Source organism: Bradyrhizobium sp. CCBAU 21365 (genome assembly GCF_015291305.1).
Classification (GTDB): domain Bacteria; phylum Pseudomonadota; class Alphaproteobacteria; order Rhizobiales; family Xanthobacteraceae; genus Bradyrhizobium; species Bradyrhizobium elkanii.
In genome coordinates this window covers 1,729,682-1,751,189 of sequence record NZ_CP030036.1, presented here as the reverse complement: position 1 = coordinate 1,751,189, position 21,508 = coordinate 1,729,682, and the positions used below count along the sequence as shown (strand labels likewise).

Here is a 21,508-nt window from a genome sequence, read left to right as displayed (position 1 = left end):
TGTCCCTCGGGCGCGATCTCTGCACCCGCCCCTGTTAAGGAGCCATGAGCGCAACCTGACGCTGTTGGCCGCAGGGTAAACAAGGCCTTCCGGAAACGAAACAAAATCGTTGGCGGAAAGTACGTCTCTTGCGACGCTGTCGATGTTTGCCTTCGTCAACCTGTCTCTGCTTCGAATTCGATCACGACATGTCCAACCCGATGCTGCAATCGTGCGCGTGCCGCTATGGATACCGTCACTCGGTCTCGTGACGTGCGTGCTGATGATGGGCGCCGCGCTTTTCACGCCATATGGGCGTTCGGCCGGAACTGGTCAGAGCCTCGTCCAAGGCCGAGCAGGATCGGGTGATGGGCCTCGTTCGGGCCGTGCAGCCCCTGTCGCTGCGATTCCCCGAAATCAATGTCAATAGCGCCGCCGATCTGCGCCGTTTGTTCGGCTTACCATCTCCGCCCATCAGGCATAAAATGATGCGACGTCCGCGAGCGTTCGTGCCCGGCCAGACATCGTGGCTGCTCGGATGCCCGTTGGCGAAGACCTGAGGTTTGCTCAGCGATCCACAGGACGAATTCTGTGACCGAACCCGAGCCTTTGGTAGGTGTTCCTCGCCGCTACTGGCACCGGCTCGAAGACGGGCGTATCCAATGCGATGTCTGTCCACGCTGTTGCAGACTCATGGAAGGCCAGCGTGGCCTGTGCTTCGTGCGTGGCCGGCGGGATGACCGCATCGTGCTCACGACCTACGGCCGCTCCTCCGGCTTCTATGTCGATCCAATCGAGAAGAAGCCGCTGAACCATTATCTGCCCGGAACTCCCGCATTGTCCTTCGGCACCGCCGGGTGCAACCTGACCTGCAAATTCTGCCAGAACTGGGATATCTCCAAAGCGCGAGAGCTCGACCGGCTCCAGGACGCAGCCTCGCCGGAAGATATTGTCGCGACCGCGATTGCCACCGGCTCGCGCTCTATCGCCTACACCTATAACGACCCGGTCATCTTCCTCGAATATGCCGTGGACGTTGCAAAGGTGGCGCGCCGTCGCGGGATCAAGAACGTGGCGGTCACGGCGGGCTACATTAACGCGGCGGCGCGGGAGGAACTCTACACCTTCATGGACGCCGCCAACGTTGACCTCAAGGCGTTCACCGAGACGTTCTGCAAACGGCTGTGCACCGGCCAACCTGGCGCCGTCCTGGATACGCTCGCGGATCTGAAGCACAACACGAGGGTCTGGTTCGAAATCACAACGCTGCTGATCCCGGGTCACAACGACAACTCAGAGGAGGTAAAGAAGCTGAGCGAGTGGGTGATGACAAGGCTAGGACCCGACGTGCCCTTACATCTCACCGCCTTCCACCCTGACTACAAGATGCTAGAACTGCCCCGTACGCCGGCCGTCACACTGACGAGCAGCGGCACGTCCCGATCCGGATCGGCAAACTGGAACGCTCTTGAGTGAGGATGATGGCCGGCGCCGAAGCGCCTCACTGCTGCCTGTTGCAGCAGGAGTCTGACTAGGAGGTCACGATGAAGATTGACAGCACCATATTTGGCGCGATTACGATCGACGGAAGGACGTATCAGCACGACGTCGTCGTTCGCCTTTCCGGGGAAGTTGTGAAGCGGAAAAAAAGCTATCAAAGAAGCTGTATGGTACCTCGCACGTGCTTTCAAAAGATGAGGCAAAATTTCTCTTCGAGAAAGGGTGCGACCAGGTCGTCATCGGCTCGGGTCAGATGGGCAACGTACACCTATCACCGGAAGCTGAAGCTTATTTCGAAAGAAAGGGCCGCGAGGTCGTGTTGAAGCCGACACCCGAGGCAATCCCAGGGAATCGCATATGTGCGCATGCAAGTATTTGCCAAATCGAAGGAAAGGGATTCTGAAGGCAGCTCCTGATCTGAAGGGAGCGGCCGATGCAACGATTTGACGAGTGCTTTGAGGATTTGCCGGACCCGCGGGCCGACAACGCGCTACATGACCTGACCGAGATCTTGTTCATCGTAAAGCGGACAGCGGGCGGCTTGTTGGCGAAGAGGCGCTTCAAGGGGGCGGCCTTCGGGTCGCCTACGACATTGCTATCGATGGCACTGGTGGCTGCGCGCAATGCTACCGCTGATGTCCCAGTCCAATTCCCAGCTGTGATGCTTTGACGCGCAGCGCACCGATTGTCCGCTTAGTCGCCTTCGCAACTCTTCCGATCGGCGTGCGTGCCTTTGAATGCGCCTTGAGTTCCTTGATGTCGTTCTTAGTCCACTCGCGCCGCTTCACGGCTTTCTTGGTTGCTTTCTTCACAATCATTGCTCCTTTCAAGAGGAGCGGCTTGTAACACAGCTTTTCCGTGGTGACGACTGTCGAAAAAATGAAACGATCACAGGAACTCTCGTAGCTGTGCTAACTCAACGGCATGCTCATGTGATAAGCGGCTCCCACCAAGGCCCCGAAGGCCGCCAAGAAGCCGGCATCCAAGCCACACCGCAAGTCCGCGTAGCCGGGCAGTGCGCGCAAATGGCCCAACGTGGGCCCCGGATACCCGAAGGACCAGTTCCTCGCCAACGGGCTCGTTAGGCCCCTTGTTTAGCAGCTGGGTTCGATTGCGTCGCCGCTATTTTGATCTAACGCAAACTTGCGGGGGCTTCAAAATGCCAACCTACACCAATGTTGGTATCAGCGAGTCTGGCGTCCGGGTGGATTGCCGTAGTCGACGACGACGTATCACTCCGGGAAGCAATAAGCAGCCTCCTGCGCGCACACTCTCTGCACGCCAGGACCTTTGGCTCTGCGGAGGCATTCCTTCCGGCACTGGTGACCGGGATGCCAAGCTGTGTCATTTTTGACATGCATATGCCGGGTAGGACCGGCCTTGAGCTGCTTCAGCATTTGAGAGCTAACGGTTTTCAAATTCCCGCAATCATCATTACGGCAGGCGCTAATCCGAGATTACGCGAACATTGCGAGGCGGCGGGCGCCAGCGCTTTTCTGACGAAGCCGCTTGATACCGACTTGCTGCTTTCTGCTATCGAACAGGCCACCAGCAGCGCACGAGAGTCAATCTAACCAGTTTTCGTCACGCCGCGCGGTCTCCACATCGAGCAGCGAACATGCGGCATTTACACTGGCACCGGCTCCTTGGAGCTGAGTGTGATCCTATTCTCTCCGGAGATTTTCAAGTCGAACTCTGGGTCTGAAACCGCGACACCGTCCGAGCAGGACGCAATCACTCGCACATTCCGCTCGTCATCGTGCAACGATTTGACAGTGCATTTTTGAGATGCGCCGGTTATTTGCTTTCCCTGGACGATGAAACCGCTGTCCGGGACAGCTTCACCTGTTCCAGCGGTCATCCAACTGGGGGCGTCCTATCCAGGCTCTGTTCAGGCACCGGGTTGTCCAGCCCAGCTGCGTCGTTCCCTGCAGTCGCGCTTGAGCCTCCTGGTAGGGGCCGACGTAGCGAAGCTGGGTCGGTATTTTGGGATAGATGCGTCGTATCCGCGCAACGGCACGCTCTGCGGCCTTCCTGTCGCGTTCGTCAAAGGCCAATCCGAAGCCGGTGCGCAATCGGTCCGGCAGCAGCTCGGCACTCAGGGTTTGATACCAGCGCGGCGACCGCAGCCATGGTCGTCCACCTGCGAAGATCTGTCGGGCCACCTCGCGCGCGGCCGTGCTGACGGACAATGTATCCGATTGCATCATCTCCGCGGTGTAGGCCGCGAATGAATCCCAATCCGCCGGCAAGTCGCTCGACGTCAGCCCGAACAATGCCCCAAACAGCCGGCTTTCGGCCCAATAGCGCTCGCGCTCTTCGACCGAGAACGGAGGCAGGATCAGGTCGTGGACGGCCAGAGCGGTGTCGACGAGGGTCGCGTGAACCCAGCGCAACGCTGCGGCCTCGTTGGCGCGGTAGAGCGAGCCGCTCTCGAACGGACCGATTGCATCGGGCAGGCGGCCGACGATCATGGTATGGCGGCGGTGCAGGTGCCGGGCAGCGGTAACGGCCGCATCGAGCGAGCCGAACACCATCGTAAACACCACGCCAAAGGTTCGATGGAAGCGACCGATCGGATCCGCGAAGGTCCGCGAGTGCTCGGCCACGGCGGCGGCGACCCAGGGATGCGCCAGCTGAAGCAGCAAGGCACGACCGGCGCCCAAAAAGGTGATGGCTTCCCGGTCGATCCGCCAGGTCATCGAGCTTGGACCAAAGATGCCCTCGACCGGTCCGGCGGCATGAGCCCGGACGAAATCAAGAGCGAGCTCGAGGTCGCTTTCAGAGACCAAATGCGCACCTTCCGAACCAGACGGGAGGATTCCGCTGTCTGTGCAGTCTATCGCAATTCAGCAAGCTAAAGCTCTCTCAACGTGTCGCATGATGTCCACCCGCGCGGAATACGGCGGCCTGACATTTGGTCGTACCCCATGCGGGTAGGACTGAGCCGGGTGCAGCGGCTGCTGCGGCGCCGTTTGCTGAAGGAACTGTCCCGCCGCCGCTGTCTTTCATACTCCCGCTCGAAAGCGTATTGTTTCGATCGAACGAGCTCACTCTGCAGCGCTGTCGTTCAGAGCATCTTGTTCTTCGATTCAGAAAACTCTCGAAACGAACGCGGGGAACGCTCATGACCGGCGCTAGGCTGAAACATTACGGCTGGGGACGGGAGGGCGAAGGCATGAGCGCGGAAGAGCGGGCGTTTGTCCTCGGCCGCTACCATGCCAAGTTTGGCGCCGGCGAATTCGAGACGGTCACCGTTCCCGGCCTTGAAGAGCTGTCCTTGCGGGAGCCGCGCGTGGTGCCGCCAGCTTCGCTCACGCCGTTCTGCACGACCGAACGCTACGACCGCGCCGCGCACACTTACGGCAAGTCCTATCCGGATTATGTCAGGGCCATGCTCGGCGATTACGATTGCGCGCCCGATGTCGTGGCCTATCCACGCAACGAGTCGGAGATATCGGCGGTCATGGACTGGGCGGGGTCCGTCGGCGCTTCGCTGACGCCGTTCGGGGGCGGATCGAGCGTGTGCGGCGGCGTCGAGCCGCAGGCCGATGGCATCAAGCACAAGGCGGCCGTCACGCTCGACCTGCGCAATCTCTCCAGGGTCGTCGAGGTCGATCCGGTCTCGCGCGCCGCATTGATCGACGCCGGCACCTATGGTCCATCGCTGGAAAACCAGCTCAAGCCGCACCGCCTCACGCTGCGGCATTTTCCGCAGAGTTTTGAATATTCGACCCTGGGCGGCTGGATCGCGACGCGTTCGGGCGGCCACTTCGCCAGTCTCTACACCCATATCGACGATTTCGTCGAAAGCCTGCGCGTCGTGACGCCGGTTGGCGTCGTGGAGACGCGCCGGCTTCCCGGTTCGGGTGCGGGGCCGAGCCCCGACCGCATGTTCATCGGCTCGGAAGGAATCTTGGGCGTGATCTCGCGCGCATGGATGCGATTGCAGCCGCGTCCAAAATTCCGCGCCGGCGCATCGGTTCGCTTTCCCACTTTCTTCGATGCCGCGCGCGCGGTGCGTGCGGTCGCGCAAGCCGGCCTCTATCCCTCCAATTGCCGCATCCTGGACCCGCAGGAGGCGTTCAACACCGGCGCGTCCGACGGCAGCTCCGCCATCATGGTGCTGGCATTCGAATCGGGCGATCATCCCCTCGACGCCTGGTTCAAGCGTGCGCTCGAATGCTGCGCCGACCACCGCGGGACACCGGAGCCTGCCGAGGCCGGCGACGCGCATCTCGAAGGCGCGGCAGGCATCTGGCGCAACGCGTTCATTCGCATGCCCTATGCGCGCGAATTCTTGACGCCCGTTGCTGTCATCAACGATACGTTCGAGACCGCCATCACCTGGGATCGGTTCGAAAGCTTTCACGATCAGGTCAAGGCGGCAACCGAACGCGCAATTCTGCAAGCGACCGGGGTGAAGGGTGAAGTCACCTGTCGCTTCACCCACGTCTACCCGGACGGGCCGGCGCCCTACTTCTCCTTCCACGCGCGCGGTCGTCACGGTGCGCTGCTCGCGCAGTGGAAGGCCATCAAGGACGCGGCGAGCGACGCGCTGATCGCGGCGGGCGGCACCATCACGCACCACCATGCCGTCGGCCGAGATCACCGACCCTGGTATGACCGACAGCGGCCACAGCTTTTTGCCGCCGCGTTGCGGGCCGCCAAGCGCGAACTGGATCCCCGCGGCATGCTCAACCCGGGCGTCCTGATCGATCCTTAGGCGCATGCCGTTGACGCACGCGTAGTGATCCCAAGTTCAAGGTGGAGACCTATGACGAGAGAATTGGAAGGCAATTTTGATCGCCATGTCAGGCGTGGATATTTTCGCCGAAACGTGGCCAGGGAAGTCACGCGATCAATTCCTTCAGTCAAAGTGATTTGCAGAACGCGAACGAAAAACGCTGCGCTGTTTGCCCTTGGCTTGTTGGTCGCTGGTGTTTGGTTACAAGACAGCGCCAGCTGTCAGACGTCGCTGGCCCCGCCGCTTTCGCTTGCTCCGCCGCCGCCATTGAGTGAACAGGGGGCGGCACCTCCGGCCGCCACCAACAGCGTTTGGCCGCCGATGGCGGCACCCAGCGTGTCGCCGCGGGCGGCTGCCAAAAGTTCCACGCCATCATCAAAGAGCAGTCTTGGGTCGTCACCGGCGACGGATGACGTTCCGCCGCCGGCGGAGACCGCCAAGGGTTCGGTATCACCCCGAGCCGCTAAAGATGTGCCACCACGGGCGACCGCCGCGGGCGCTCCACCATCTGCCACTGTCAAGGACACGCAGTCGGCGCCCGACAACGTTTCGCCAGCACCGGTGATCGACAGGCTGCCGCCGCCGGCCAAGCCGGCCACCGATTACGATGGCTTTAGCGTCGGCATCGTCGACGACAATGACGCGTCAAGCCGGACGACGCGACCTGTCAGGTCGCGCCCGGCGAAGCCGTCCAAGCTCGGTCAAGAAGCGGATCGTGTCTCTGGGCAGCGATCGGGTGATCCCGCGGAAGATGACAAACTGAAGGGCAAGCTTACGATTTGCCGTGGCTGCAAGTAGCAGGTCGCCGCTCCGGTTGCGTTCGTCAATTGGCTCACCGGACAGACGTCGCGTTCGGGGGCTCACGCCGCGATTTTCGCAGAGGCCGACCTGACGCTGGTCATCTGCCGCCTTGGCCGCGCCAGCAACTATTCGTTGGGCTTCGATGATTGTCGATGATGCCTGCGTGCGTGGCCCAGGCGTAGATGTGTCTGGTTTGCGCCAAGAGCTGCCCCTTACGCGCATTTTGACCCTTTGCGGACCCAAAGGGGTCCTCGCGCCGCCGTGAAACAGGCGCTCTTGCGCGCGGCCTTGAAGCGGCTAACCGGGCCTCAACACATTTCTGGGACGGCGGCGATTCTCCTCGCCAAATGGGACGCGGCCCTGCCTGAATCACCAGTTGTGCCGCTCTAATTGTTCTTGAGCTTGCCTAGCCACGTCCACGGCGGAGCGGCGGGGGGCTGCTGGCACAAAACGCCGCCGGATGCTCCTGTTGTCGAACTGGATCGTCATGCCGTTAGGTGTATGGACCGCACTGATGTTGAAGGCATCGATCCAGATGCGATTTGCCCGATAGAACCAGTCCGACTCGGCGCGGAAGGCCCCCCGCCCTCCGTCAAGAGATTGAGCTCGGGTCCATTCTGCGTGACATAAGCCAGCTTGCCGCCGCGACACATTTGAACGCACTGATAGGTTCCGGTCAGGTCAACAGATTGTGCGGATGCACTGGTAGCCGCCAGCGCGACGCCAATTCCGAGGATCAGCGATAACCGGCTTCATGAACACTTCCCATCGTTCTCAATGAGACTCCAACGAGAGCTGGCAGTCCTTTCTAACTGCGCGGTTGGGCACCCATTGATCTCCATCAACTCCATTTGCCGGCCGATGGGCGAAGGCATACCAAAGGGCCCGTAATTTGGGGGCCGGTTTCGATCCATTCCGCTGGGCGACGGCTTTGACCGAACTAAAAAGAAACAGCCAAACGCGTATGATTGGCATCGCTTCCGTCATCTGGGCGGCCTCCATCTTCCTAAGTCGCGTGATGGGGCTCGTGCGCGAACAGATCGTTGGCCGGACCTTGGGTGCCAGCCGCCAGGCCGATCTCTACTTCGCGAGCTTTACGTTACCGGACTTCCTGAACTACCTGCTTGCTGCTGGCGCGCTGTCAATCGTGTTCATTCCGATCTTTCTGTCGCACCTGCAGCGAGGTGATGAAAGACGGGCCTGGATTTCGTTCAGTGTCATCGCGAATTTTATCTTGCTGGTTGGTACGGTCGGCATCGCGGTTCTTATGGCGCTTGGGCGGCCATTGGCCGAACTGGTTGCCCCAGGCATCACCGATCCGACGGACATCGACGCACTTGTCCGTCTAACGCGCATCATCCTGCCGGCCCAATTCTTTCATGTGGTGGGTGGACTGCTATCGGCAGCGCTGCAGGCCCAAAATCTCCATGCACTTCCGGCTCTGGCGCCGCTGGTCTACTCCGCAGGTATCATCATCGGTGGACTGATCGGTGCTTACTATCCCCAGCTGGGTGCCGAAGGCTTTGCTTGGGGCGTGCTGGTCGGGTCCATCGCGGGTCCCTTCGCCTTGCCACTTTACGGTTGCATCAAGAGCAATATGCGCTGGCTGCCGTTGATTTCGTTCAACGATCCAGACCTGAGACGCTATCTCTGGCTGTCGCTCCCGATCATGATCGGCTTTTCGATTGTGATCGTGGACGAGTGGATCGTGAAGAACCAGGCTTCCTATCTCGCGCCAGGGACGCTCGCCTACCTGCAATATGGCCGGACCTTGATGAAAGTCCCGATCGGGATGTTCGGGATGGCGGTCGGCGTCGCTTCCTATCCGACCATTAGCGAACTGGTCACGGCGGGGGCCATCGTCAAGGCTTACGCTCTGTTATGCCGAGCCGTGCGGCTGACGCTACTCCTCACATTTGCGGCGCAAGTGTGCCTGACCATCGCAGGCTTCGAGGCGGTCTACCTGATCTGGGGCCTTTCCGCTCACCGTTTCAGCCTCTCCGATGCGCAGGAAACCGCCACCGTACTGACCTTCCTCTGCCTTGGCCTCAGCGGCTGGGCAGCGCAGACGCTCATCAGCCGCGGCTTCTATGCACTGGGCAGCACATGGCTGCCGACACTTATCGGCACGGTGATCGCTGCTGCCATGACGCCCGTCTACGTTGCGTTACGCCTGCGAGGTGGCGCTATGGGCCTGGCCGTCGCGAGCTCGGCAGCTATCATTATCTATGTGATGGTGCTTGGCTGGCTACAACGCCGCCGCTTCGAGCGCGAGGCAATTGCGAGAGGCACAACGCTTGAGGGATCGCAGGGAATGCTGCGGGTCGCGCTGCGCCTTGCGATGTCCGCGGTCGTAGCGACGGGCCTCGGCCTCCTCGCCCGTATTCAACTATTGCAATGGCTGCCGGATGCAAATGCAATGACGGTGATCGGTCGTGCCACGCTGCTTTGTATGCTCGGGATCGGGCTATATTGGGGGATGGCCCATTTGTTTCGCGTAGGCGAGATCGCTGAGATTCAAGCCGTCTTGTTACGCAAGATACGCCCAGCACAGGCCCCAGATACGCCGCACCAGGATTCATAAACGAAACCACCCCAGCCCCGGTACAGACTATGACCCTGACGAACGTGATGTTCGCGGCTGTTGTCTTCACTGGCATCGGCACGATCTGGCCGGATACATACGACGTCAGAGCATGACAGGAAATGTAAGGGGCCATGACGCCCTATCCTGCGTCGTTACCGATCTCGTCGCAGGTACTGACGTGAAATTTCGCTGAGCGCGGGTCATATGAGTTGAGGGGACTCTCCCGGAAATGGGAGGCCGGTTACATCCACCGCGTTCTGCCACAGGGCGACGATCCTCGCCCGACTGCGGCATAACCGAGCGAAGCGTGTGGTGTCGGCCGGGACTTTGCAAACGAGCGCAGGACCAACACAAAACACTCTCGCGCAGGGGGAAGCGTGGCTTATCTTCGTTCGACGACTGCAACCCGGAACCACACCACCTTCTATCCGGTTGCTCCATCAAATCGCGATTTAGCTTTGGCTGGCTACTAGCTAATGTGACGTCAGCAGGCGGATCGCAGCTTGCTGCAGCAAACCGCGCGTCATGCCGCCGAACATCCATTCCCCAGCCGGCTATGTCCGTAACCTCCGGTGACTACAACCCCGATATGGGCCGCATTCACGCGGGGTTCAAACTCGAGTTCATCCATTACATCCTGACGCAACTTCAATGCACTCATGACTACCTTCGATCCGCCTTCAAACACTCAAATGAAGCGCCCGAGACCAAGGATTTCGTCGCGCTGGTTCAACCGGCACCCCTCTATTCATCAAACAAGGGACGTTCGGCCTTCCCAGGTGCGCCTCGTTCAACCGGTTCATTGCCGTCAAGAGGCAGGTCGCGCTCCACATCCGTCTGATCCTGATCGATCAGGCTTGGCGCCTCGTCTACTTCGTCGCTCGGCGCGTGCCGCTCCTTCCGGGGGCCTGAGGCTCCATGGCTCCGTGTTGCTGACTTGAGCATTTTTCATCCTTACGGCGGCGGCGAACAAAAGCTGGCGCCGGAATTAAGCCGGAACTTCCAACAGATGTTTCTCGATTTCCCAGACTGGCAGCTTGGTGAGATCCTTCGGAATCTCGGCCACGACGTGACGATAGACGTCGGCGTGCAGGGCCATCCTCAGTTCGGCCAACGTTCGCGGCGGAGCAACAATGACGAACATCTTCGCGCTTCCACTGCGAAGGAGCTGCTCCGCCGCGGCCGCAACCTGCTTCGTGAAACGATGTTCTTCGATATCGTGCCAGTTCGGCGACTCGACGGCACTCCGCTGCCCTGAATGCGGTCCCTTGCTCAGCCGTCCCGGTCGGTCGGTCCCTTGCATGCGCGTTGCAGGGTTCTGATGCTCGAATACAGCCTCGGCCTTGAGGTTGAGGGATTGCGCGTCACCTTCGTTACGGAGGAAGAGGGCCTTGCGCCCGTCGCCGACAAACACGACGGCATCATGTGGAACTTTCGTCATCGAACTCCCCCATCATGCGGTAGACAATATTAGTGCAGCGACGATGCTGAAGAATTGATCCGGGTCAATCACGGAAGAGGTAGATTCTGCGAAATGCTCTCTCGAAGACTGACCGGGAGTTTGATCATGCAAGCACGCGACGTGATGGTTTCGCCGGTCATTACGGTGAGAGCAAGCGCAACCGTCCGGCATGTCGCCTCCATACTGCTCAAGCACCGTATCAGCGCCGTTCCGGTCGTGGATGACGGCGGCAAGGTGATAGGAGTGGTCACGGAAAGCGACCTGCTCCATCGGACTGAGGCGGGGACCGAGCGTCCCTATTCCTGGTGGCTGGGGCTCCTGACCGGAGACGCACAAATGGCGTCCGACTACGTGAGGTCGCACGCGGTCAAGGTAAATGACGTTATGACTCGGGAGGTCGTGACCACCGGTCCAGAGACGCCCCTGCACGAGATCGCGATGCTACTCGAAAAGCGTGGAATCAAGCGCATTCCGATCGTTGACAGAAACGACCAGCTTGTCGGCATTGTCAGCCGGGCCAACCTGCTCCAGGCCGTGGCGACTGCCCGTCCCAAGCTCGAAATCGCACTCTCAGATTCCGCGATCCGGCAGAAATTTCTTGCCGAGATTCGGCAGCAGCCGTGGGCCCACACATTCAACCTGAATGTGACCGTGCAAAACGGCGTCGTCGATCTCTGGGGTTATGCTCCGTCCGCCGACGAGCGCGCGGCGGTTCGGGTCGCCGCGGAGGCAATTCCCGGCGTTGTCCTAGTCAACGATCACCTTCTAGAAACACCGATGCTGGTGTACTGAGAAGAACCCCGCCTAACTTGACCTGAGGTAATTGATCGATAAGCGGATCTTCGAAGGATTTGAAATTGTCAATGGCACCTCGGTGCCTACCAGTGCACGGGCCTGCAAGATTCCCCCCGCACTATGACGGGTACATCACCTCCACAGGAAGACCTAAAGGCGTCGGTCGAGTTTCCAGTTTTCACCTTTCGACGCCGCGTACACTTCTGATCGATTTGATCTCACGCAAGCTCCGCTCATTCCGTCTGCCTTCGTAGCTCTCATTCCTCCGGTCGCCAAAGCTGTCGACGCCGTTCCGCACTTCAACGTAGCCTCGACTTGCAAAGTCGAGATGATCGGCGGTTCGGGCGCTGGCGAGACACTCGATTCGTGCATGAGCGACGAACTCCGGGCGCGAGGCGAATTGACCGGGCAGTGAGCAGTGTATTCGAGGGCAGAGATGACCGCGTGCATCCACGAGACGAGCATGGACGGCACGCCCAGCTATATTGAGCTGGAGATCTGCCTGAAGATGTCGGCCAGCGTCAAAGCCTATCGCGAAAATCGACGGGTACATGCGCACGTGAAGGGGCGGCGCTTGGGAACGGCAACTACGGAAGCGCCTAAGCCCGAGACTGTACGACTAGTGAAGGGCGGCGGGAATACCGCTTGGCTATTGTCGGCTGTGGGTCAAAAGCACTGTCCCGGCAGGCCCGGCCGATGTCCGGTCTACCGTTGACAGCGGACCCAGCCACACCTGTGCAGGACGGCCGCATCCGCTACGCCCGCGAGCGCTCGCCCGGTATCTGGCCTTGGACGATCACCGTGACGATCCCCGGCGCATCGTTCGGCTCGGCCGCGACGCTCGACGACGCCAAGACGCAGTTCAAGGCGGCGCGGCAGGCGTTCAAGGACAAGCATGGGCCGGAGAGGTTGGCGAAGGTCCTACGAGGAAATGAACCACGCGAACCGGGCGGAGCGGTATCGGCGGTGAGCTAGTGCGGATGCATCTACCCTACGTACTTTCCCCGAACGTAGTCGACCGGAATAGCGCGCCCGGCGAAAACCGGGCAGAAGGGAAACGCTAGAATAAAGCGCAGATGGACCGGTATGGACGCGATGCCATAAGCGGTCGTCCGGACTCCGACAACGCGCTCCTACTACGCCTCCGGACGCCTAAGGAACGAGGAGCACCCAAATGATCGTCAACATTCAGAAGCTCAATGGCCTGTGGCACCTCATCGTCGGGTCGTGCAGAATCCAAACTCCGTTCCTGGAGACTCAGCAGCGAGAGCGGGTCGTCGCGTACGCCCGGAGAGTCTACCCCGGCGCCAAGATTTTCGAACGCGACTGATTCTAGCCGCTGTTCGCCTTCGCCGGCCTCCGGACTACGGCTTTCTGACCACCAACGCGGTGGTGAAGCCAATCCCGCTGATCCGGCGATGGCTGGCTAGAAGGCTGCGTTGGCATGTGCACCTGCCCCCGACCAGTTCGTCATGGTTCGATCAAGTCGAGCGCTTCTTCGCGCTCCTCACCGATAAGAAGATCAGGCGCGGCGTCTATCGCAGCGTCGTCGCCCTCAGGGCGGACATCACTTCGTTCATCGACCGACACAACGCCGATGCCAAGCCGTTCCGATGGACCAAATCCGCCGATGACATCCTTGCTTCCATCGAGTGCTTCTGCCGGATGTCGTCCAGCTCAGCAATGCCGTCTTCGACGGAGCGGTAGAGCCGCTTCAGACGATCTTCTGCGTCGCTCAGCTCTTTCTGCAGCGCCAGCAGCCGGTGGTCGGCGTACTCGCTCTTCGCAGCTTGGCGTTCGATCAGCGACTTCAGGAGTGCTCAGCGCATCGACCGAGCTTTCGGCGTCAGCACGCAACGACCAAGACGAGATTCTTGCCGTCTGCATTTTGCGCAGACGATGCCTAACATCGTCACACGCGCCCCTAGTCACTGGCCATCTCCGGCGTTGCGCGGCCGTCAGGCAGAGCTGAGCGAGGCCCGGAAGCGGATCAGCGACAGCATCAGGAATAGCGAGGCGATCGCGGCGACCGCGACAAATTGCGGCCAGACCACGTCCAGGCCGGCACCGCGGTACAGGATAGCCTGCGCGAACAAAACGAAATGGGTCGAGGGCGAAGCCTGCATGGCGATAGCGAGCCAGTGCGGCATGCTTTCGAGCGGCGTTGCGTTGCCGGACAGGATATTCATGGGAACGGCAACCAGCATATAGAGCAGGCCGAGCTGCGGCATGGAGCGGACAACGGTGCCAAGAAACAGCCCGATGGCTGTAGCGAAGAACAGGTAAAGCGTGGTGCCGAACATGAAAAGCGGGATCGAGCCGGCGATCGGAACCTGTAGAAGCGTGCGCACCACGAGGTGGAGCGACAGACCGACCGCCACAGCGATCACGAAGCCGTTGGCCCAGATCTTGGATATCGCAATCTCGAGCGGGCTGAGCGGCATGACCATCAGATGATCCATCGTGCCGTGCTCCCGCTCCCGGACGAGGGCGGCGCCGGCGAGAATGATCGCGAGCATGGTGACGCTCGAGATAATGCCCATCACGCCGGTGAACCAGGAGGTCGCCACGTTAGGGTTGAACGCGATTCTGACGGCGAGATTTACCGGCGACAATGGCACATGCTCCGCATGCGACACGAAGCGGGCGATTTCCGTATTGATGATCTGTTCGGCGTAACCCGAACCCAGTCCGGCCTGGACCATGGCGGTCGCGTCGACGTTAATCTGCAGGCGCGGTTGCCGGCCGGCCAGCAGGTCCTGCTGGAAGTCCGGCGGAATATCCATGACGAAGGTGTATTTGCCGGCGTTCATCAATCGCTCAACGTCAGCCTCTCGAATCGCCACCGGTGGCTTGAAATAGGGCATGAGAAACGCATGGGTGATGCGCCGCGACAGCTCCGAATGGTCCTCGTCGACGACGGCGATCGAGGCGTGATAGAGCTCCTGGGAGTTGCTCTGCGCCTGGCTGATCACCGCGAGCGAGAAAGAGTAGATGACGAAGCCGAGCAGCACCCAGTCGGAGAAGAAGCTGCGCAACTCCTTGGTGCCGAGCCAGAAGATGTTCGAGAGTAAACGCATCTATCGCTCCTGCTCGCGAAGCAAGAGCATGCTGATGATCGTCAGCACAGGGATGAACAGGGTGAGCAGCAGGATACTCGATCCGAGATCGGCGAATCCCAGGCCTTTGGTGAAGGTGCCGACGCTGATCGGGCGATAGTAGCTCATCGGGAAACCGAGGCCGATGATCTGCGCCGTGCCCGACAGCGAGGAGACCGGGGTCATCATTCCTGAAAACTGCTGGGCCGGCAGGATCGTGAGGATGGCGGTGCCGAACAGCGCGGCAATCTGGGACTTGCAGAACGTCGAGATCAGCATGCCGTAGCCGGTCGTGGTGAAGACGTAGATGACGGTGCCGACCAGGAGCGCGGGAAAGCTGCCCTTCAGCGGCACGTCAAAAAGAAAGATCGCCATGACGAACATGACGAGGAAATTGACCAGCGCCACTGCCACATAGGGAAGCTGCTTGCCGACCAGGAACTCGAAGCGAGTCACCGGCGTGACATAGAGGTTTGTAATCGAGCCGAGTTCCTTCTCGCGCACGACCGCGAGCGCCATCAGGATGGCAGGAAACAGCGCCAGCATCATGGCCAGCGTCGAGGGCACCATCGCGAAGACGCTGTCGAAATCCTGATTGTACTTGAAACGAATCTCGATATCCGCAGGAAGCGGCAAGGTCGGCTGCGTCGTCTTTACGGAGGGATCGCTCAGATAGAGCTGGTGCATGCCTTCGAGGTAGCCGCGGATGGTCTGCGCGCGGAACGGCATCGCGCCATCGATCCATGCGGAGACCCAGACCGGGCGTCCTCGCTTGAGGTCCACGCCGAAGTTCGGTGGAATTTCGATGCTGGCGTTGATGTCGCCGTTCTTCAGGCGGCGATCGATGTCCGCATAGTCGGCAATTGGCGGCTTCTCCACGAAGTACGGCGAGCCGCGCAGCTCCTCCAGGTACGCGCGGCTTTCGGGAGTCTGGTCCCGGTCGAGCGCGGCGAAGGTGAGATTGTTGACGTCGGTGGAGATGCCGAAGCCGAAGACGATCATCAGCATGGCGGTACCGAACAGAGCGAACACCAGGCGGATTCGATCTCGCGACAACTCCAGACCCTCACGCAGCGTGTAGGCGAGGAGCCTCTGAATGCTGAAGACGGCACGGCCGCGCCGCGCAGCCTCCTGCTGCAAGTCCGGTCCCGCGGCCCGCGCCTGGGTGATCGTGAGCGCCGGCACCGCGCCCGGCCGTTCCTGCTCGAGGAAGCTGATGAAGGCGTCTTCGAGGTCGGTGGCGCCCTTCGCCTGGATCAGTCCGGCCGGGGTGTCGGTTGCAAGCACGCGTCCTTCGTGCATGAGGGACAGCCGGTCGCAGCGTGCCGCCTCATTCATGAAGTGCGTCGAAACGAAGATGGTGATGCCCTGATTGCGCGACAGGTCGATCAGGAGCTCCCAGAACTGGTCACGCGCGACGGGATCGACGCCGGATGTCGGCTCGTCCAGGATCAGGAGCTCGGGCCTGTGTACCACCGCGACTGCAAGGGACAGCCGCTGCCGGATGCCGAGCGGAAGCGCCGAGGCCAGATCGTCAATATAGTCGGCGAGGTCGCACTTCTCGACGAGCTCGGCGATGCGCGCGTTAACGGACGCGCGGTGCAAGTGGAACAGGCGCGCATGCAGCAGCAAGTTCTGGCCGACAGTGAGTTCGCCGTAGAGGGAGAATGATTGCGACATGTAGCCGACGCGGCGGCGGGCCTGGATGTTGCCGGCCTCCAGCGCCCTACCGAAGATCAGCGCCTCACCCTCCGAAGGCGGCAGTAGCCCGGTTAGCATCTTCATGGTAGTGGTCTTGCCGCATCCGTTCGAGCCGACAAAACCGAAGATCTCGCCGCGGCGGATGGTGAAGTTCACGCGGTTGACGGCGGTGAAATCGCCGAAGCGGCAAGTCAGGTCGCGGGCGACGATCACGGGCTCGGCATCGGAATCGAGCGGTAGATCGACGATCTCCGCAGCTCTGCGCTGACGCTGCGGGAGCAAGGCTACGAACGCGTCCTCGATCGATTGCGCCGAGGTCCTTGCCTTCAGATCGGAGGGCGTGCCCGCGGCGAGGATACGGCCGTTGTTCATGCCGATCAGCCAATCGAAGCGTTCGGCCTCCTCCATTGTAGGCCGTTGCGACGATCACGCTCATTCCCACCCTGCGCCCGCGCAGCCGGTCGATGAGATCCCAGAACTGCCGGCGCGACAGGGGATCGACGCCGGTGGTGGGCTCGTCCAGGATCAGCAGATCGGGATCGTGAATGAGAGAGCAGCAGAGTCCGAGCTTTTGCCGCATGCCGCCCGACAGGTTCCTGGCCGACCGGTCGGCGAAGGACGCAAGTCCCGTGCTCTCCAGGAGCTCCCCAACCCGCCATTCGCCCTCCTCGCGAGACTGGCCGAACAACCGGGCAAAGAATTGGATATTCTCCTTCACGCTCAGGTCGGGATAGAGATTCTTGCCAAGCCCCTGCGGCATGTAGGCGATCCGCGGACATATCGACGCGCGGGCGGCGGCATTGGAAATGTCGGCACCGAGAACGAAGACCTCGCCCTCCTGGATCTTCCGCGCGCCCGCGAGGATCGCGAGCAGCGAGGACTTGCCCACGCCGTCGGGTCCGATCAGTCCGACGAGTTGCCCCGCTGGCAAGGTGACGGATACGTCATCGAGCGCGGTTGCGGAGCCGTAGAGGTGACAAAGTCCCCGGACGATGACGACCGCCTCATCATCACTCGTCATGGAGAACCCTCAAGGTTCTTCGGCCAGGCGAGCTTCGCATCCCAGCGGACGTAGGCCATGCCGGGCAAACCGCTTCTGACTGACTCGGCATGCTTGAGCAGGCGCTCCTCGTCGATGCGGGTGCGGATGCGGAACATCAGCTTGTCACGCTCCGTCTGGGTTTCAACGGTCTTTGGCGTGAACTGCGCATGGATTGCGACAAAGGAGACTTTGGCCGGGATCGGATGATCTGGATAGGCATCAAGCACGATGCGCGCATCCGCGCCGACTTTGACCTTGCCGGCCTCCAGCGTCGGCAGATAGATGTCCATGTAGACGTAGGACAGATCGAGCATGGTGAAAACCTTGCCGCCACCGGGAAGGACCTCCCCGATATTGGCCAGCCGGTACTGGATCCGCCCGGCCTTTGGCGCAACCAGCGTGTTGTCGGCAATCTGCACCCTGTAGAAGCCCGCGTCATGCTGGGCCGCCTCCCGCGCATGCTGGGCGACCAGGACCCTGGCTTGTGCCGCGTTGAGGCCGGCGATCGCCGCGTCGAGTGACTGTTTGCGCTGGTCCGCGATCTCCTGGGTGGTCCAACCGTTCTTCAGCAGCGAATTGGTGCGCCCCATCTCCTGTTCGGCGAGCGTCTTCGTCGTCTGCTGCTGCGCGAGGTTGGCCTGCGCTTCCTCGACGGCGCGCAGCGCCTGTCTGGTCTGGGCTTCCGCCTTGGAGAGCGATTGCTCGATATCTCGGGTGTCCATCCGCGCCAGCACCTGGCCCGGCGCAACGATGTCGCCGATGTCGACCAGCAATTCGGAAACCCGGCCGGCAAATTTGGTCGCGATGTCGATCTCGTCCGCTTCGATGCGACCGTTGCCAAGGCTGATGCCGACCGGAAGAGGCGGGTGAGCCTTCTTCCAGACATAGTAGCCGGTACCGACGACGCCGCCCAGAACAACGAGAAGCGCGGCGGCGATCTGCCGGCCGCGCCGCTTGAGCGCTGCCCGCCGTGCCAGTAGCGGATGATGTGGCTCTGACGGCACGAGCGAGGCGGACTGGTTCAGTATCGACGGCTCTTCCCGAAGCTCGTTTGGGGCTTGCATGATCACAGCCTCGAATTGCGGACATTTTGCTATTCTCGCATCGCCGCATCGAGTGCGTTTGACCTGCCTCAAAGGGTTGTGCGCTTGCATCCCGCTGATCCCATTCCGCGCGAAAGTGGCTCGCGCCTAGCCAATCGGCGCGGCGCTGACGCTCCATCGCCGACGCCTTGCATGCTTGCCCGTCCCGGATGATCTTGTCGAACTCGGCACCATGCAGCGTGCCCTTGATGCGAAAGAAGATGGACAGGACAATCACTGCACGAAGAACGTTTCAATTGCCGCTTCGCTGGAGCAGATCAGCACGACATCGCCGTAAGGCATCAACAAATCACAGGCCACAACATCGCAATGCGGAGCCATGCGCCCGTCGCGATATTCTCGGCCAACGCTTGACCGAACAAGCATCTTCAGCCTCTCGACCGGCATAGTGGATCAGGAAGCCGCATCAGCACCCACCCCACTCCCTCTCCTTGAGATGGGACTGCAGCAGGATGGCGTACTCGCCGTCTTCGTACAGCAATACGAATGGAGCCGAGCCGCCCCGCACTACCTCAACATCATCGGGTCAAGGGGCACATTGGCCGGCGCACGTGCATATCGAGCGGAGATCGGCATCCACGGTGATGACCGACCGGCTTGGCGTGTTGCTACCGCCTTTTCCCACATCGGCCAAATCTACGATATCTCATTGAATCGTCCGCCGGGGCAAGACACCGCCTTGTCGGCACGGTTGCCGACCTACAATCGAAATACTTACACGCGCGCTACGAAGTAATGTCGCGGATCCAAATCTCGGTCATACAGGGACGCGGCAACTTGGTCGATTGCTCGAAATACGGCCACCTTGGCCTCGTGCTGCGTGGGGGCGGTGTCGGATTGGCCGGACTTGGTACTGGTGTGGATGGTCCATCGCCATCCCTTCGGATAGATCGACTGAATGATTGAGTATTCAATTCCTTTGTACGATCCAACGCTCATGATGTCTCACCATCGGCTGGACTCGCGGCGAATGCTACGACATCCGCGCTGACCACCGCGGTCACGATCAACGGAATAAGCAAGATTGCGCGGCGCACGATCATCCTGCAGTCTCCTTCGCTGCGTTTGCGGCGGCCGTTCGCTCATCCTCTGCGGATTGGATATAGAAGCCGGAATAGGTATCGACGTAACACAGGTGGTCATGCACCTCCCTGACACCGGTTGTGTTTTCAGCGGCAACGATAGCCGCCAGCCTCGCCCGCTCGTCCATAATAATCCCGCGGAGATGTACCACACCGTTGCGGACCGAGACCTGCAGACCCAGCGGACACCAGCTTGCGCCGTCGAGTGCCCGAACGATACGGTCGTGGATGTGTTTATCATCCGCCGTGGGATCCGGAACCTCGTGGGCAACAGACGCAACCGCCCGCAGCAGGTCAGCGCGCGTAACGATGCCGACAAGATGACCGTCGCGCATCACCGGCAACCGCTTGATGCCTCTCTTTTCCATGACTTCGACCAGATCGGGCAGAGGCGCCTCTTCCGTGACGGTGATGGGATCACGCGACATGATCTCTCCCACCTTCCGCCCGCGCTCGTGGACAAAGTCAGCAGCTGCGTGGCCCGAGCCGAGAAGGAACTGAAGCCAGCGGGCACGGCGGCGTTGCGTGCCGATCTCGCTTCGCCGTAAGAAGTCGGTCTCCGACAGGATGCCTACCAGTCTTCCAGTCGCATCGACCACCGGCAGGCCGCTAATGTGATGATCCATCATCAGCTTGACTGCGTCGAGAATGGGTGTCTCGGTTCCGACAGTGATGACGTGTCTCGCCATGATTTGATGGGCGCGCATTGCCGCTCTCCGTTCAACGCTTGGGCCAATCTCCCACAAGCGCGACTCATTCGTTTTGATCTCCCGCAAGCCTGACGGGAATCAAAGCGCCACGACCGATGATCGGAGATGTTGCTTCGTAAATGCCAAGCGCAGCCAGGTTGATCGCCGGAACCGGTGCGGCCCAAAGCTATCGAGTTGACGCATATCAACGCGCAGGTAGCGCCTATATGCGACTTGAGGCGAACCGGCACTGGTTCGAGCAGATTCAGGTCGAATCGAACGAAGCCTGGGAGCTGTTCCGCATGTTCAATTCCACCGCCTCCGTGGCCGAGAAGGTCACGGCTCTGCAGGACTGGGCCAAGGGCGTTACCGCGCGTAGCGCGAATGACGCGACGTACGCGATCGAGACCGCGCGTTCGCCGGGTACGATCGAGCTGAACCTGTTTGCACGAAAGATCATTGATGTCGACGAGAGCGGCCTAACGTGCCGGCACGCGACGCTCCAGAGCGCCCAAAGAACGGCGTCAGCGAAACGATAGGCCTGTCTTCGCCGCACAAACGGCTCATGCCGAGCGGCCGCTCGCTTTCGCTGGAGGCCGCGGTCCGGCGATCGTCACCGCCCTGCTCTGCTTCGTCGTCAGCGCCAAATTCCTCGGGAGAAGTCTGGTCACTGAACCTGCGGATCTGATCGATATCGCTTGCGTTGCGATCCGTGGCCCGGTCCTCGGGTTCTTGGGCAATTGGCTAGCATGAGTCCGGCAATCTTCATCGCACGCCTCCCTTGGCGGCAGCAGCCTTGTTGATTCCAAACAACCGCTCGTAGTCGCAATCGGAGATTCTGCAAACCGCGCCTGCGGCAAGACGATTGAGGCGCGACCGCAACCCAAGCAGAGTGAAGCCTGCGTCCATCTACGTTACCAAC

The 21,508-nt window shown here is 60.8% G+C and carries 17 protein-coding genes and 1 pseudogene; 9 read left to right on the top strand and 9 right to left on the bottom strand.

Features of this window, described 5'->3' with window-relative positions:
* The first annotated feature begins 570 nt into the window (after positions 1-570).
* Positions 571-1,455 carry an AmmeMemoRadiSam system radical SAM enzyme gene (gene amrS / locus XI02_RS08260; RefSeq protein ID WP_172648606.1) on the top strand — a complete coding sequence of 295 codons (885 nt, stop codon included), beginning with the start codon at positions 571-573 and terminating at the stop codon, positions 1,453-1,455.
* A 650-nt stretch (positions 1,456-2,105) separates the two neighbouring features.
* On the opposite strand, the gene XI02_RS08255 is transcribed toward amrS, so the two are convergent.
* Positions 2,106-2,297: a hypothetical protein gene (locus tag XI02_RS08255; RefSeq protein ID WP_075968915.1), complete on the bottom strand. Its 192-nt coding sequence runs from the start codon at positions 2,295-2,297 to the stop codon at positions 2,106-2,108.
* A gap of 357 nt (positions 2,298-2,654) precedes the next feature.
* Between XI02_RS08255 and XI02_RS08250 the strand changes: the two genes are divergently transcribed.
* Positions 2,655-3,053 (top strand): response regulator transcription factor, encoded by a 399-nt coding sequence (locus tag XI02_RS08250; protein ID WP_172648607.1) that lies wholly within the window; start codon positions 2,655-2,657, stop codon positions 3,051-3,053.
* A gap of 267 nt (positions 3,054-3,320) precedes the next feature.
* Here XI02_RS08250 and XI02_RS08245 read toward each other — a convergent pair whose 3' ends face one another.
* Positions 3,321-4,271 (bottom strand): oxygenase MpaB family protein, encoded by a 951-nt coding sequence (locus XI02_RS08245; RefSeq protein ID WP_194483387.1) that lies wholly within the window; start codon positions 4,269-4,271, stop codon positions 3,321-3,323.
* 335 nt (positions 4,272-4,606) lie between these two features.
* Here XI02_RS08245 and XI02_RS08240 point away from each other — a divergent pair, with 335 nt between their 5' ends.
* A complete protein-coding gene (locus XI02_RS08240; RefSeq protein WP_172648609.1) occupies positions 4,607-6,205 on the top strand; it encodes an FAD-binding oxidoreductase in 1,599 nt (532 codons plus the stop codon).
* Positions 6,206-6,447: 242 nt separating this feature from the next.
* Here the strand turns inward: XI02_RS08240 and XI02_RS08235 are convergent, their stop codons facing one another.
* Positions 6,448-6,666 carry a hypothetical protein gene (locus tag XI02_RS08235; RefSeq protein WP_172648610.1) on the bottom strand — a complete coding sequence of 73 codons (219 nt, stop codon included), beginning with the start codon at positions 6,664-6,666 and terminating at the stop codon, positions 6,448-6,450.
* 1,292 nt (positions 6,667-7,958) lie between these two features.
* On the opposite strand from XI02_RS08235, the gene murJ reads away from it, so the two are divergent.
* Complete coding sequence (gene murJ / locus XI02_RS08230; protein ID WP_244980774.1) at positions 7,959-9,611, top strand: murein biosynthesis integral membrane protein MurJ; 1,653 nt, start codon at positions 7,959-7,961, stop codon at positions 9,609-9,611.
* Between the two features lie 991 nt (positions 9,612-10,602).
* On the opposite strand, the gene XI02_RS08225 is transcribed toward murJ, so the two are convergent.
* The gene (locus tag XI02_RS08225) at positions 10,603-11,055 is read right to left on the bottom strand and encodes a host attachment family protein (RefSeq protein WP_038379070.1); all 453 of its coding nucleotides are present in this window, start codon (positions 11,053-11,055) and stop codon (positions 10,603-10,605) included.
* Positions 11,056-11,181: 126 nt separating this feature from the next.
* On the opposite strand from XI02_RS08225, the gene XI02_RS08220 reads away from it, so the two are divergent.
* The 4 genes from XI02_RS08220 to XI02_RS08205 all read left to right on the top strand — a co-directional run bounded on the left by XI02_RS08220 (position 11,182) and on the right by XI02_RS08205 (position 13,578).
* Complete coding sequence (locus tag XI02_RS08220) at positions 11,182-11,868, top strand: CBS domain-containing protein (protein ID WP_172648611.1); 687 nt, start codon at positions 11,182-11,184, stop codon at positions 11,866-11,868.
* 648 nt (positions 11,869-12,516) lie between these two features.
* Positions 12,517-12,846, top strand: coding sequence for a hypothetical protein (locus tag XI02_RS08215; RefSeq protein ID WP_157790899.1), 330 nt, complete (start codon positions 12,517-12,519; stop codon positions 12,844-12,846).
* A gap of 199 nt (positions 12,847-13,045) precedes the next feature.
* Positions 13,046-13,201, top strand: coding sequence for a hypothetical protein (locus XI02_RS08210; protein ID WP_016844689.1), 156 nt, complete (start codon positions 13,046-13,048; stop codon positions 13,199-13,201).
* A 59-nt stretch (positions 13,202-13,260) separates the two neighbouring features.
* Positions 13,261-13,578 (top strand): hypothetical protein, encoded by a 318-nt coding sequence (locus tag XI02_RS08205; RefSeq protein WP_194483386.1) that lies wholly within the window; start codon positions 13,261-13,263, stop codon positions 13,576-13,578.
* A gap of 251 nt (positions 13,579-13,829) precedes the next feature.
* Here XI02_RS08205 and XI02_RS08200 read toward each other — a convergent pair whose 3' ends face one another.
* The 5 genes and pseudogenes from XI02_RS08200 to XI02_RS08180 all read right to left on the bottom strand — a co-directional run bounded on the left by XI02_RS08200 (position 13,830) and on the right by XI02_RS08180 (position 20,604).
* Positions 13,830-14,951 (bottom strand): ABC transporter permease, encoded by a 1,122-nt coding sequence (locus XI02_RS08200; protein ID WP_016844691.1) that lies wholly within the window; start codon positions 14,949-14,951, stop codon positions 13,830-13,832.
* Positions 14,952-17,691: pseudogene (gene rbbA, locus XI02_RS08195) on the bottom strand (ribosome-associated ATPase/putative transporter RbbA).
* Positions 17,688-18,776, bottom strand: a complete 1,089-nt coding sequence (locus tag XI02_RS08190) for an HlyD family secretion protein (protein ID WP_172648612.1) — start codon at positions 18,774-18,776, stop codon at positions 17,688-17,690. Before XI02_RS08190 ends, rbbA begins: the two are co-directional and overlap by 4 nt.
* A gap of 252 nt (positions 18,777-19,028) precedes the next feature.
* The gene (locus XI02_RS08185; protein WP_172645844.1) at positions 19,029-19,181 is read right to left on the bottom strand and encodes a hypothetical protein; all 153 of its coding nucleotides are present in this window, start codon (positions 19,179-19,181) and stop codon (positions 19,029-19,031) included.
* A gap of 673 nt (positions 19,182-19,854) precedes the next feature.
* On the bottom strand, positions 19,855-20,604 hold the full coding sequence (locus XI02_RS08180; RefSeq protein ID WP_172648613.1) for a CBS domain-containing protein: 750 nt from the start codon (positions 20,602-20,604) through the stop codon (positions 19,855-19,857).
* A gap of 122 nt (positions 20,605-20,726) precedes the next feature.
* Between XI02_RS08180 and XI02_RS45155 the strand changes: the two genes are divergently transcribed.
* The gene (locus XI02_RS45155; RefSeq protein WP_244980775.1) at positions 20,727-21,125 is read left to right on the top strand and encodes a hypothetical protein; all 399 of its coding nucleotides are present in this window, start codon (positions 20,727-20,729) and stop codon (positions 21,123-21,125) included.
* Positions 21,126-21,508: the final 383 nt, after the last annotated feature.

Bases quoted from the DNA above. Each gene is read 5' to 3' on its own strand.
- XI02_RS08255 (WP_075968915.1), bottom strand. From the start codon at position 2,297: ATGATTGTGAAGAAAGCAACCAAGAAAGCCGTGAAGCGGCGCGAGTGG.
- XI02_RS08250 (WP_172648607.1), top strand. From the start codon at position 2,655: ATGTTGGTATCAGCGAGTCTGGCGTCCGGGTGGATTGCCGTAGTCGAC.
- XI02_RS08240 (WP_172648609.1), top strand. From the start codon at position 4,607: ATGACCGGCGCTAGGCTGAAACATTACGGCTGGGGACGGGAGGGCGAA.
- XI02_RS08225 (WP_038379070.1), bottom strand. From the start codon at position 11,055: ATGACGAAAGTTCCACATGATGCCGTCGTGTTTGTCGGCGACGGGCGC.
- XI02_RS08220 (WP_172648611.1), top strand. From the start codon at position 11,182: ATGCAAGCACGCGACGTGATGGTTTCGCCGGTCATTACGGTGAGAGCA.
- XI02_RS08210 (WP_016844689.1), top strand. From the start codon at position 13,046: ATGATCGTCAACATTCAGAAGCTCAATGGCCTGTGGCACCTCATCGTC.
- XI02_RS08200 (WP_016844691.1), bottom strand. From the start codon at position 14,951: ATGCGTTTACTCTCGAACATCTTCTGGCTCGGCACCAAGGAGTTGCGC.
- XI02_RS08190 (WP_172648612.1), bottom strand. From the start codon at position 18,776: ATGCAAGCCCCAAACGAGCTTCGGGAAGAGCCGTCGATACTGAACCAG.
- XI02_RS08185 (WP_172645844.1), bottom strand. From the start codon at position 19,181: ATGCTTGTTCGGTCAAGCGTTGGCCGAGAATATCGCGACGGGCGCATG.
- XI02_RS08180 (WP_172648613.1), bottom strand. From the start codon at position 20,604: ATGCGCGCCCATCAAATCATGGCGAGACACGTCATCACTGTCGGAACC.
- XI02_RS45155 (WP_244980775.1), top strand. From the start codon at position 20,727: ATGCCAAGCGCAGCCAGGTTGATCGCCGGAACCGGTGCGGCCCAAAGC.